10 protein-coding genes are annotated in these 12,776 nt (G+C 61.1%); 4 read left to right on the top strand and 6 right to left on the bottom strand.

Going from position 1 to position 12,776, the window contains the following annotated elements; translation table 11 throughout:
* Positions 1–291: 291 nt before the first annotated feature.
* The 4 genes from ABWV89_RS16970 (at position 292) to ABWV89_RS16955 (ending at position 6,451) form a co-directional block, all read left to right on the top strand.
* On the top strand, positions 292–900 hold the full coding sequence (locus ABWV89_RS16970; RefSeq protein ID WP_353399575.1) for a hypothetical protein: 609 nt from the start codon (positions 292–294) through the stop codon (positions 898–900).
* 231 nt (positions 901–1,131) lie between these two features.
* Entirely contained in the window at positions 1,132–2,796 is a 1,665-nt protein-coding gene (gene ettA / locus ABWV89_RS16965; protein WP_353399572.1) for an energy-dependent translational throttle protein EttA, read from the top strand.
* 967 nt (positions 2,797–3,763) lie between these two features.
* A complete protein-coding gene (locus tag ABWV89_RS16960) occupies positions 3,764–4,306 on the top strand; it encodes a DUF1415 domain-containing protein (protein ID WP_353399569.1) in 543 nt (180 codons plus the stop codon).
* Positions 4,307–4,525: 219 nt separating this feature from the next.
* Positions 4,526–6,451: a DUF1631 family protein gene (locus ABWV89_RS16955; RefSeq protein ID WP_353399566.1), complete on the top strand. Its 1,926-nt coding sequence runs from the start codon at positions 4,526–4,528 to the stop codon at positions 6,449–6,451.
* A gap of 6 nt (positions 6,452–6,457) precedes the next feature.
* Here the strand turns inward: ABWV89_RS16955 and ABWV89_RS16950 are convergent, their stop codons facing one another.
* From ABWV89_RS16950 to ABWV89_RS16925, 6 genes are all read right to left on the bottom strand, one after another.
* Positions 6,458–7,807, bottom strand: a complete 1,350-nt coding sequence (locus tag ABWV89_RS16950; RefSeq protein ID WP_353399563.1) for a TAXI family TRAP transporter solute-binding subunit — start codon at positions 7,805–7,807, stop codon at positions 6,458–6,460.
* A 95-nt stretch (positions 7,808–7,902) separates the two neighbouring features.
* Complete coding sequence (locus tag ABWV89_RS16945; protein WP_353399561.1) at positions 7,903–9,480, bottom strand: methyl-accepting chemotaxis protein; 1,578 nt, start codon at positions 9,478–9,480, stop codon at positions 7,903–7,905.
* Positions 9,481–9,869: 389 nt separating this feature from the next.
* Complete coding sequence (locus tag ABWV89_RS16940) at positions 9,870–10,235, bottom strand: copper-binding protein (RefSeq protein WP_353399559.1); 366 nt, start codon at positions 10,233–10,235, stop codon at positions 9,870–9,872.
* A gap of 27 nt (positions 10,236–10,262) precedes the next feature.
* Positions 10,263–10,748 carry a DUF411 domain-containing protein gene (locus tag ABWV89_RS16935; protein WP_353399556.1) on the bottom strand — a complete coding sequence of 162 codons (486 nt, stop codon included), beginning with the start codon at positions 10,746–10,748 and terminating at the stop codon, positions 10,263–10,265.
* Positions 10,749–10,783: 35 nt separating this feature from the next.
* On the bottom strand, positions 10,784–11,335 hold the full coding sequence (locus ABWV89_RS16930) for a cupredoxin domain-containing protein (protein WP_353399553.1): 552 nt from the start codon (positions 11,333–11,335) through the stop codon (positions 10,784–10,786).
* A gap of 38 nt (positions 11,336–11,373) precedes the next feature.
* A complete protein-coding gene (locus tag ABWV89_RS16925; RefSeq protein ID WP_353399752.1) occupies positions 11,374–12,771 on the bottom strand; it encodes a multicopper oxidase family protein in 1,398 nt (465 codons plus the stop codon).
* Positions 12,772–12,776 lie beyond the last annotated feature (5 nt).

Genomic DNA, 12,776 nt, shown 5'->3' with positions numbered 1-12,776 from the left:
GTCGAAGTGAGGTGCCGTCTTCAATGGCACAGGGGCATCGGCCTCAACGGTTGCACGCGTTCTTGTTTGGTTTGCGCCAACCGGCCAGTCCAGGCTGATGGGATTGTCGAGAGCCGCGCTCCGGGCTCGCCCGGCTGTTTGCCATCGGAGCTGGGCGGCGGCGCCGCGATCGGGGATCGTTCCTGACTGAAGAAACGTCCGGTTGGTATTGTCGCACGGATTTGAAAGGGCTGCCGGTCCCAAACGAAAGGATGGTGTTGCAGCAATGCGAAAATACGCACAGGAGGACCTATGCTGACCACCACATTTGGCTATCACGCGGTTCAGGATCGCATCTGGATGACCTTGCGCCAGCCGTCGGAGCGACTGTGGCTGACGCGCCGTATGGCGGTCTATCTGCTAGGGGCCATGACGGACCAACTGGAGCGCAGCACGCCAGGGCAGCAGGCCGGGGGCGATGCGCCGACCCGAGCCCGAATCGAGCACGAGCTGGCGTTTAACGAAGTGGTCGAGCCCAGGGCTCAGGACAAGGGGGAGCAGCCTGCTGCGCCACAGGCGCTCAAACTGGGCAAGGAAACGCGGGAGCAGACCGATCAGGCACAGTACCTCCTGTGTGAGCGGATTCGCACCACCATGACGCCTGAAGGACAGTGTGTGCTGACCTTCATGGTGGGGTCGGACGGTCAGCGCGTACTCCGACTGAGCCGAAGCGGGCTTCACCGTTGGCTTCGGGCACTTCTGATGGTGGCCCGCCAGGCCAAATGGCTGGAAGCACTGCAGCCGCCTGACTGGCTGCAGCAGACGCTGCTTCCGCCTTCGATGCAAGCGATGTTGAGACTGCCACCGGAATCAGAGGCGGGCGATAATGGTAAGGTTGATGGCTCCAATCCTCAGGCTTGAGTCGTCCTGAAATGCAGAAGAGGGGGCTCGCTCACGTCGCATGACCGGATATCTGCGCTGCTGCAAGCCGCATGCCGACATCCGAGCCGCCTGACTTCTGGCAAACGCCGTATTCGTTTCAGCGTGCGCATCGCACGATGCAGTGCCGTCTGCCTTATCTGTGCCCGGCCGTTTGCCTCACCATTTCGCTTTTTTGATTTTTCTCTTTTCTAGTTCTTCACTTCCACAGCCATGGCTCAATACGTTTACACGATGAACCGGGTCGGCAAGATCGTGCCGCCCAAACGTCAGATCCTCAAGGACATCTCGCTGTCCTTCTTCCCGGGTGCCAAGATCGGCGTGCTGGGCCTGAACGGCGCCGGCAAGTCGACGCTGCTCAAGATCATGGCCGGCATCGACAAGGAAATCGAGGGTGAAGCCATCCCGATGCCCGGCATCAAGATCGGCTACCTCCCGCAGGAGCCGCAGATGGACCCTGACCAGACTGTTCGCGAAGCAGTCGAGCAGGGCATTGGTGGTGCGCTGGAAGCCAAGAAGCGCCTGGAAGAGGTGTATGCCGCCTATGCCGAGCCAGATGCCGACTTTGATGCGCTGGCCACCGAGCAGGCCGAGCTCGAAGCCATCATCGCCACCGCCGGCGGTGAGAACACCGACCACTTGCTGGAGATCGCGGCTGACGCACTGCGCCTGCCGCCATGGGAGGCCAAGATCGGCCCATTGTCCGGTGGTGAGAAGCGCCGTGTGGCGCTGTGCCGCCTGCTGCTCTCCAAGCCCGACATGCTGTTGCTGGACGAGCCGACCAACCACCTGGACGCTGAATCTGTCGACTGGCTCGAACAGTTCCTCTCGCGCTTCTCGGGCACCGTGGTGGCCATCACCCACGACCGCTACTTCCTGGACAACGCCGCCGAGTGGATTCTCGAACTCGACCGTGGCCATGGCATCCCCTACAAGGGCAACTACTCCACCTGGCTGGAGCAGAAAGAAAAGCGTCTGGAGCAGGAACAGCGCACCGAAGACGCCCGCACCAAGGCCATGAAGAAGGAACTGGAGTGGGTGCGTCAGAACCCCAAGGGCCGTCAGGCCAAGAGCAAGGCGCGTCTGGCCCGCTTCGAGGAGTTGTCCGACGTCGACTACCAGAAGCGCAACGAGACCAACGAGATCTTCATTCCCGTGGCCGAGCGTCTGGGCAATGAAGTCATCGAGTTCAAGAACGTCACCAAATCCTTTGGCGACCGCGTGCTGATTGACGACCTGAGCTTCAAGGTGCCCGCTGGCGCTATCGTCGGCATCATCGGCCCCAACGGCGCCGGTAAGTCGACGCTGTTCAAGATGATCACCGGCAAGGAAACGCCAGACAGCGGTGAAGTGAGCATTGGCAAAACTGTACAGATCGCTGCAGTGGATCAGACCCGCGAAGGCCTGGCCGGCGACAAGACCGTCTGGGAAGACATCTCCGGTGGCCTGGACATCATCACCGTGGGCAAGTTCCAGATGCCCAGCCGTGCGTACTGCGGTCGCTTCAACTTCTCCGGTGGCGACCAGCAAAAGCTGGTGAAGAACCTCTCCGGCGGTGAGCGTGGCCGCCTGCACCTGGCCAAGATGCTGTCAGAAGGCGGCAACGTGCTGCTGCTGGACGAGCCATCCAACGACTTGGACGTCGAAACCCTGCGCGCGCTGGAAGAAGCCCTGCTGGAATTCGCCGGCAGCGCCATGGTGATCAGCCACGACCGCTGGTTCCTCGACCGCATCTGTACCCACATCCTGGCAGCAGAAGGCGATTCCCAGTGGACCTTCTTCGACGGCAACTACCAGGAGTACGAAGCCGACAAGAAGAAGCGTCTGGGCGAAGAGGGCGCCAAGCCCAAGCGAATGCGCTACAAAGCCTTGAAGTAAGGACGCCCCCCGCGCCGCGCCTGCGGCGCGTCACCCCCCACTGGGGGGCGTTGCGTACGGACCGGGAAACCCGGACCCGTCGCAACCTTGGATTCTTCTACGCCCCTCACTTGAGGGGCTTTTTGTTGGCGTGTTGTGGTCTCTTTGGCGTGGCGGGTTTGCTGGCTTTGCCGCTTTGCGGCTCGCCAGTCTTGTGCGCGCTTTGTTGGCAGGTTCGTTGCGTATGGGTAGAGAAACTCGAATCCGTCGCAACTTTGGATTTTCTGCGCCCCTCACTTGAGGGGTTTTTTGCTTTTGGGAGTTGGTATTGGCCTTTCAGCCAGTGGCTACCGCTCTTCACTTCCGAGCGTCTTTTGTTTCATTCTTCCTTTTCTTCCCCCCCCTATCCCCCCCGCCCCTTTCCACCCCCGCCGGGGCGGAAAGGGGAGCCTTTAAACATTCGGCTTCTGGTTTCTGGACGTGTGGCTACTGGCGGGAGGTTGCCGCTGCTTCTCGGTCACCACGGTTTCTCCACCGCTGTCGTAGAGACTTCGCCTGCTCTTGGTGTGCCCACGGCAGTCAACCAGCGTTGCCGCTGCGCGGCTCGCCGGTTGCCTGCGAGCGAAACATTTCAGGTCAAAGGGACTTGCAACGCGCGAAGCCAGCGCCCAACTGACAAGCCGCAAAGCGGCAAAGTCAGCTGGGCGCCGTGGGAGCGAAGACCAAAGCCGAGGCTCCTACGACAGCCTCAGCGAAATGCATGTACCCCAAACCACGGTGGCGACGCATCGAGCCGTAGAAGCCGAGTCGGAGACCAGAAGCCAAATGAGAGCTCCCCCTTTCCGCCCGGCGGGGTGGAAAGGGGGCTGGGGGGATAGGGGGGGAGTAAAGAGAGTAAAGAGAGTAAAGAGAGTAAAGAGAGGAAGGAGAAGGGCTGCAGTGCGTTCCAAGGCACAATCCTCGTTTAACCAAAACAACCCCAACCCCCATGGATGACCAAACCATCATCACCTCCACCCGCCACTGGATCGAAAAGGCCGTCATCGGCCTCAACCTCTGCCCCTTTGCCCGTTCGGTCTGGGCCAAGAAACAGGTGCGCATTGTGGTGAGCCACGCCAAACACGTGGATGGTCTTCTGGAGGACCTGGATCGTGAGCTGGACCTGCTGGCCAGCACCCCACCCGAAGAGATTGATACCACTTTGCTGATTCATCCCACGCTCTTCCCGGATTTCGAGGTCTTCAACGATTTCCTGGAGGTGGTGGATGAGGTGGTGGATGAGCACGAGCTGGAAGGCGTCATCCAGGTGGCTAGCTTCCACCCGGACTACCGCTTCGAAGGCGCGGAGGAAGGCGACGTCTCGAATGCAACGAACCGATCACCTTACCCCACCTTGCATTTGCTGAGGGAAGACAGCATCTCGCGTGCCGTGGAAAGCGAAGGGGGTGATGCCGAAGCGATAGTGGAGCGCAACATTGCGACGCTCGAAAAGCTCGGGTGGGATGGCTGGCGGGCGCTTTTGAAACAGTGAGCGCGCTCCCAATGAACCCGTTTGGTTCGTTTTGACGGCTGGACTGCTTGAAAAATGAGGTCAAATGTATGGCTTGAAAAGGCGGGGTGAATCCCGCCTTTTCTTTCGCTTGCGGCCGGGGACGCAGTTGAACAATGTGCTCCATGGAAGCGAATCCGCTCAAGGTGGGTATCGCTCATGTTTTGCTTATATTTTGCTGTCGCCCCGGAGTCACGTGTCATGGAATCCGCCGTTGAGTTGTCCAAGCCTCGCAGGCCGTCTCATTTGTTCGAAGCTTGTCTCGAACAGTCGAAACGGATGGCGCGTCGATGGGTTCCGGCGTGGATCGACGCATTGCGCGATGCCATGCGGCATTGCGCGACGGACAATGCTGGCGAACGCAGCCTGAATGAGCATGCCATTTCCATGCTGTTGGCGCGTCGGGATATGGTCACGCGCGAGCTGATCAGGCGCCTGGATGTGGCATGGGAGGCACGCAGCCTCACCAGTGGCCGAGCAGGCAATGCGGCGGACTCATCGCCTGCATCCGTGTTTCCCTCGGAGAAGAAGGAGTCTAGGCTCAGCCTTGAAGAGGCGAGTGAGTCATCCATGGCTCTGCTGTCAGATGACGATGTGCAGCAAGACATGACGCAGGCTCGGATGCTGCAGATGGTGAAGCTGTCAGTGGATGATGAACTTGTTGAACTGCAGGCTCGGGTCTGTGGCCTTCGGGGAATGAGTCATGTTCGTGCCAGCGCGAACCCGCTGCAACCCGAGCCCATCGTGGATGCCGTGATGGCCGCGTTTGAAGCGGTTTGTAGCGATGATGCGGTGCGCACCCGCTGGATGCAGGCTGGTGCGATGCCACTGGGGCGAATCCTTGAACACTTCTACCAGGACGTCAATCACATGATCTCCGGGTGGAAGGTCGAGTCGGCCAACTACCAGATTGCCTCCATCAATGCTATGCCTTCGGCAGCTTCGTCCGGGATGCCGACATCCACGAAAGCGGCCAATCAGGAGGAGCCGCTGTTGGCCAATGAGATGTCGGGTGACAGCCCACAGGCGGTACTCACGCTGGACCACCTGCAGCAACTGCTGGTCGGCAATCTCGGCAGAGCCGGCCAGTATGTGGCGGGGCGTCGCCTGGGAGGTGCCAGCAACGCCATGGCGCGTGCGCTGGCTGCAGAGATGGTGGGTCTCATGATCCGCCGCGTCAGCGATGGCCAGAAAGTGCAGCCGCTGGTGCAGGCCATGGTGCGCGACATGAAACCAGTCTTGATGCAGATCGCGCATTCGGACCCGGGCTTTTATGCAGAGAAAGACAATGCAGCTCAGCGTTTGCTCAGTGCCATCGAGGTTCGCTGTCAGACGTTCGCCAGCGAACAGGACACAGGGTTCGCTCCCTTCGCGCAGGCAGTGCATGACGCTGTTCGCGGCCTGAGCGCTGGCCCCATGACGCCTGTGCAGCGTGTTGCGCAGCAGGCGCAGTTACTGGCGATGCCGGAGGCGGGGCGAGAGTTGTCGCAAGGCTCGGGTATGCCGGTGGATGAGCTGGCGCAGCGCATTGCGGCAGAGATCAGTGTGCGCAAGGACTTCGGCAAGGCGCCGGCGGTGGTCCGCCGTTTCCTGACGGGTACCTGGTCCCGTGTGATCGCCCAAGCGCAACGCACGGCGGCACAGGCGCGGCAGCAGGGAAAGAGCCTGTCAGAGCGGCAAGGCACTGCCGAGTTGCGTTACCGGGATGTGGTGCCCGATATTCTCTGGTCGTCGCAACTGCGAGTCGCCAGCCGCAACCGTCCTCGCCTGATTCACCTGATCGCCCATGTGCTGCGCACCCTCCGCGAAGGTCTGGACAGCATCGATTTCACGCGCCAGGAGTCGGAGGCCTTTTTCCAGGCATTGATGGGCTTGCATGAGGCAGCCTACCGGACCTTGCACCGCCCTCGACGTGATGAATCTCCCGGCGATGGTCAATTTGTGGCCTCCCGGCCCATGCAGGATCGGGAGCTGCCCTGGATGCCTTTGACGGATGCGTCCTCTGCCGGGCAACGCCGCGGGCAGCAAGATGCACGTTGCGATACGGCATTTCAGATGATCTTTGCCGACACCCAGCCCAGCCCGCTTGCGTGGCCCTCACCACAGCAGAGTGAACAGCGCCACTGATCAACATCAGTGGTCAATGGGTGCCGTCGAGCCTGCGTGCGCCTTCAGACGCTGCCGGATCATCTGGATATTGCTGCGCAGCGCATACAGCTCGTCCGCGTAGGCCAGCGGAATCACTACCTTGCCTACTTTCTGGTCGATGGCGTCCAGTTCGTCGAGCAGGTCCGGCGTCTGTTCCGGTGACGCTTCGACACGCTGTTCGATGTCGCGAAGCTCTGCATACCAGCGAAATACCCGGGAGCGGATCCTGAAGGCATACAGAGGCGGGATGATTCGCGAAAGTGGCAGGGCGAGCGCAATGATCAGGCCCATGGCCAGCCACATGCGCTCGACCAGGTTGGCCAGCCAGAACGGCAGGTAGCGCTGCAGGAAGGGAGGGCCGTTCCTGATGGCACGCACTGCTTCGTCAGAGAGCGGGACCTCGCTGTGCTCCAGGCTGGGGAACTCGCCGGCCTTCTGAAACCAGCCCGACCCACCGTGCAAGCTGATGGCCGACTGTGCGAACAGGTCGACAATGGCCGGGTGGGTCCCGGAAGAAGCCAGCAGGCTGGTGGTGGATGCGACCAGCTTGACGTCATTGGCTGGTACGTTTTGCGAGAGGTCGACGACGCCCTGGGGGAGCACCACGGGCGTGAGGTAGGAAAACCTGCGCGAGTAGGCTTCGCTTTGAGGAAAGTGCAGCAGCTTGATGCCAGGCGACTGCAACAGCATCTGCACCATCAGTGACTCAGGCGCGGAGGCGAAAACCACGGCGTCTATCTTGCCTTCCAGGAAGTCGACGGTCGCAGGCGTTTGCTCCAGCTCCATCATGTCGATCGACTGGCGCTCGATGCGGTTGACGTCGAGCAAGGTATTGAACAGGCGAGGCACCCCGCTGCCAGCCGTACCCACGTTCACTCGCCAGCCCTTGAGGTCTGACAGGGAATGGATGGTGTCGGACTGCATGTGTTTCCGGGCCGAGTCCTCGCGATAGAAAAGCCACAGCGGTTCGACGAACAGGCTGCCCAGAGAGACCACAGACTCTTCATCGTCATAGCCAATGTCGGCCGTCCCACCTTGCACAAAGCCGATGTCAGCCTGACCGTTCCTCAGAAGCTTGAGGTTGTCGGACGATCCGTCGGAGCGCAGCAGTTTCACCTCGATGCCAAAGTGCGCGAGCGATTGCGCATATCGCTTGCCAAACTCGTCGTAGGCGCTTTGCTCAGGTCCCGTGGCCAGGATGACACTTCTGGGTGGGGTTGGCTTGAGCCACCAGAAGGCGAGCACCAGCAGTGCGACCGTGAGCAGGATGAAGGGCCCGATCGAGACCAGAAGGTCCCGAATGGAGAGCAGGGTAAAACGCAGCTGGTTTGGCATGGCGCAACATTACCATGCGCGGGGCTCCATCTGCGTGTCAGTGTGTCTCCAGCGACGGGCGAAATCTGCGCGATGCAGGCCTTCGGTACGGTCGCTCAGGCAGTGGTGCTGTTTTGCAACTTGAAGACCCTCACGGTTTCTTCCAGCACGCGGGACTGCTGCTGCAGGGAAGTCGACGCGGCAGAGAGTTGCTCGACCATGGCCGAATTCTGTTGCGTGACCGAATCCATGTGACCCACTGCCTCGTTGATCTGCGACAGCCCCTGGGACTGCTCCTGGCTGGCCGAGGTGATTTCGTTGATGAGCGAATCCACCTGCACCACCGACTGGAGCATGCCGGCGATGGTGGCACTGGCCTCATTGACCTGCGTACTGCCCTTTGCCACGGTGTTGGCGGACTCTTCGATCAACCCCTTGATCTCGCTGGCGGCTGTGAGGGTGCGCTGGGCCAGTGAGCGGACTTCACCCGCGACGACGGCGAAGCCGCGCCCTTGTTCCCCGGCTCTGGCGGCTTCCACGGCGGCGTTCAGCGCCAGAATGTTGGTCTGGAACGAGATGCCGTCGATGACCTGGATGATCTCGCCGATCCGGCTGGAAGATTTCTGGATGTTCTCCATGGTGCCAATCAGCATCTGCATGGCCTGGTTCGACTCCCGGGCCACGGAGGCAGCCTGCTCGGCAATGCGAGCGGCTTCGGATGCGGAAGTGGCACTGTGCTGAACCGTGCTGGTGATCTCCTCCATGGAGGCAGCGGTTTCCTGCAGGCTGCTGGCCTGGGACTCGGTGCGGGCAGAGAGGTCACTGTTGCCCGAAGCGATTTCCGTGGCTGCAATGGACACACCTTGCACTTCGCGGCGCACGTCGGAGACAACGGCCTGCAGGTTGACGTTCAACTGATTGAGTGCGCGTGCCAGTTCGCCGAACTCTCCGGGTTGGCTTGCGCTCATGCGACCGGTGAGGTCGCCAGCGGCCATCCGGTTGGCGAAGTCGACCGTTTCGCCCAATGGGGCTGTGAAAACGCGTTTGAGCAGCCAGGCCATGCCCAGCGCCAGTAGCACGGTTCCAGCGAGGGCGCCGTAGTGTCCCCATGCTCCAAAGCCTTCACTCATGTGTTCGATGGCCTGAACGGCCGCAGCCAGCGTCAGGGTGCCGATGGCCATGCGACGACCCAGCGTCAGTCGGGTCATGCGCTGTACCGCTCCAACCAGTCCTTTGCGGACCAGTCTGCCGCGGCTGAGTCCGAGTTTGACCTGACCGGAGGAAGCCTCTTCGCGCATGCGGGCATACAGCTCTTCAGCGGCCTGGATGTCTGAACGGGAAGGCTTGGTGCGTACCGACATATAGCCTTCGGGTTTGCCATTGCTCATCACAGGCGTGGCGTTGGCCATGACCCAGTAGTGGTCGCCGTTCTTGCGCCGGTTCTTGACCAGCGCGGACCAGGGCGATCCTGATTGCAGGGTTGACCACATGTCGCGGAATGCTTCTGGCGGCATGTCCGGGTGGCGGATGAGGTTGTGGGGTTTGCCGTACAGCTCTTCGCGCTCGAAGCCGGAGACGGCAATGAAGGCATCGTTGGCGTAGGTAATACGTCCCTTCAGGTCTGTCATGGAGACCAGAGTGACGCCGTCAGCGTAGACGAACTCGTTCTGAGTGACGGGGGTGTTGACTCTCATGCAGGACGTCCTCGGGGCGATAACCCCATAAAGTTGCACCTGCAAAATTCAGGTGTGCCTTTAGTGTCGACACAACAGCCAAAGTGTTTAACTGAGAAAAACAGCACAAAAACGGCGTGAAAATGCCGCGTACCAAGGGCAAAGCATGCTTTTTTCCGCTTTAGACCTTGGTCCTGTTTGGTACCTGCCCCAAAGGTATGCACCTCTCTTTGGGGAGGCTTTAGCAAATTGCCGGAGCAAAGCGTGTGAACTGTCACGCACGAGTGCTACTGCACGAGTGGTGCCGGGCAGGTCGCGGGCAGGTCCTGGCCGGCCAATTCAGGCACGCAAGGCGGCCACCAGTGAGGAGGTGGAACACCAGCACTGTGAGCCGCCTGGATGTAGAAACGTCATGGTTTGCGGATTTGCACCGCGGTGTAGGCGCCTTGCACCTCACTGGCCTGAAACTGGACCGCGTCACCAGGCTTGATGCCTTCGAGCATGGATGGATCGGCTACCTTGAACACCATCGACATGGGCGGCATGTCGAGGTTGGTGATCTCGCCGTGCTTGAGCGTGATCTTGCCCTGTGCCGTGTCGACTTTGCGGACGGTGCCATCAACCCATGGCAGCTTGTCGCTGGCAGTTGCCGCCGCGGGAGCAACCGGGTCTTCGGCGTGGGCCAGGGCGGAAAGCGACAGCGCACCGATGGCGATCAGTGTGGTGGCGCATGTGCGGGAAATGGAGCGTGAGAGCGGATGGAATCGGATGGACATCGGGATCTCCAGAACGGATGGGTGGGGTCAGCGGTGGTAGGACTGGTAGACCTTGTGGCTGCCGTCCTTGTTCACGAGGACAACGTCATAAGGGTCTTTTCGGCCCTGATAGACCGGGCCGTCCATACCGGGACTGCCAACGGGCATGCCGGGAACGGAGAGGCCAAGGGCATCGGGCTTCTCTTTGAGCATGCGTCGGATCTCGGGGGCGTTGACATGGCCTTCGACCACATAGCCGCCAATCAGGGCCGTGTGGCAAGAGGCGTATTTCATGGGTAGGCCCAGCCGGCGCCGCATGGCATTGTTTCCGGTGTCGTGCACGATGACCTTGAAACCATCTTTCTCCAGGTAGCTCACCCAGTCCTTGCAACAACCGCAGCTGGGGTCTTTCCAGACTTCCATGGTCGGCAAATCACTGTCGGCTTTGGCGCCTTCGGCGCGCACAAGTGGTGGAGCAAGCAGGGTCGCGGCCGCGAGAGACACGATGCTGCCCAGTAGTTTTCGTCGGTTCATGTTGTGTCTGCTGTATTGGGTTGAAGTGGTGTCCATCACGCGACGGTCAACGTGCCGCGCATGCCGGCTTCGAAATGCCCGGCGATGAGGCAGGCAAAGCCGAAGGTGCCAGGGCGGTTGAAGTGCCAGATGACTTCGCCGCGCTGGCCAGGTGGCACGTGGGTCATGTAGGGCTCGTCGTGCTCCATGTTGGGAAACTTCTTCATCAGCGCCGCATGGGCGTTCAGCTCTTCGTCGGTACCGAGCACGAACTCGTGCATGACCTTGCCGTCGTTGATCGCAACGATGCGAAGGGTCTCACCCTGTTTGACGGTCAACGTGTCTGGCGAGAAGCGCATGTCATCGCTCATGCGCAGTTCAACGGTTCGACCGACTTGCGTCGACCGGCCCGCAATGCCCCAGGCTTTTTGCTCTGCGGGTGCCTGATTGGCTTTGTCTTTGGAGGCAGGCGTGTCTTTTTTCCCATGTGCATCGCCATGGGCCCGGGCCAGAGGGGCCAAGGCCAGCAAGGGCAGGGCCGCGAGAGAGGCTTGGAACTGGCGCCGGGTGAATGGTTTGGCGGCAGGTGTGGAGGTTGGATTTTTCATCGGTTTGGCTTTCATTCAATCGTTCTTTCAACGGGTGTTCAATCGCCGTGACGGTGGTGAGCACCGGGCTTCTTGGCGTGGGCGTGGGCTGGCTTGTCGCCCGCAGGCGCAGCCTTGGCGCGCGGCGCTGCAGGCATGTCACCCGTCGCCACTTCAAAGGCACGTGTGCCCGGAGGCTGTTGGTACCAGTCGGGGTTGGTGTATTTGCCTGCGGGCAGGTCCGCACGCACCTTCAACACGTTGAACATGCCGCCCATTTCCACCGCGCCATAAGGGCCGGTGCCGGTCATCATGGGGAAGGTGTTGTGAGGCAATGGCATTTCCATCTCCCCCATATCGGCCATGCCGCGCTCGCCCATGACCATGTATTCGGGGTTGGCGCGCTGCATGGCGCCCACCAGTCCCCGGTGATCAGCGCCAATCATGGTGGGCACGTCATGCCCCATGGCGCCCATGGTGTGGTGGCTTTTGTGGCAGTGCATGGCCCAGTCGCCGGGTTCATCGGCCAGGAATTCGATCTGGCGCATTTGCCCCACGGCCACGTCGGTGGTCACCTCTGGCCAGCGCGCTGACTTTGGCACTGGCCCACCGTCCGTTCCCGTCACCTCGAACTCGATGCCATGGATGTGGATGGGGTGGTTGGTCATGGTGAGGTTGCCAATGCGCACCCGCACCCGGTCGTTCAATCGCGCCACCAACGGGTCCAGGCCGGGGAAGACGCGGCTGTTCCATGCCCAGATGTTCTGGTCAAGCATGGTGTTCACCTGCGGCGTCATTGAGCCCGGCTCCACGTCGAACGAGTTGAGCAGGAAGCAGTAGTCGCGCTGCACGTCGTCGATCAGGGGGTGGCGCTTGCGGGGGTGTGTCACCCAGAAGCCCATCATGCCCATGGCCATCTGCGTCATCTCGTCCGCGTGCGGGTGGTACATGAAAGTGCCGGGGCGTTTGGCTTCGAATTCGTAGACGAAGGTCTTGCCGGGCGGAATCTGGGGCTGGTTGAGGCCACCGACGCCATCCATGCCATTGGGCAAGCGCTGGCCGTGCCAGTGGATGGTGGTGTGTTCCGGCAGACGGTTGGTCACATAGATGCGCACCTTGTCGCCCTCGACCACCTCAATGGTCGGGCCCGGGCTTTGGCCGTTGTAGCCCCACATGTTCACCAAAAAGCCAGGTGTCATTTCCCGCACCACTGGTTCGGCCACCAGATGAAACTCCTTGACGCCGTTGTTCATGCGCCATGGCAATGTCCAGCCATTGATGGTGACCACCGGGGTGTATGGGCGGCCAGCACCTGTGACACCGGACGGGGTCCAGGGCTGTGCGGTGTCGGCAGAGGTTTGCTGGGGTGCTTCGGGAATGGCGGCGAGCGCGCTGCGCGAAACCGTGGCGGCGGCTACGGCTGCGCCAGCGCCAGCAAAGAAGTGGCGTCGGCTCACGCCGG

The sequence above is a fragment of the Hydrogenophaga sp. 5NK40-0174 genome, from assembly GCF_040372165.1.
Lineage (GTDB): Bacteria > Pseudomonadota > Gammaproteobacteria > Burkholderiales > Burkholderiaceae_C > Hydrogenophaga.
The sequence above is the reverse complement of the archived record's forward strand: the minus strand, read 5'-3'. Positions and strand labels throughout refer to the sequence as shown.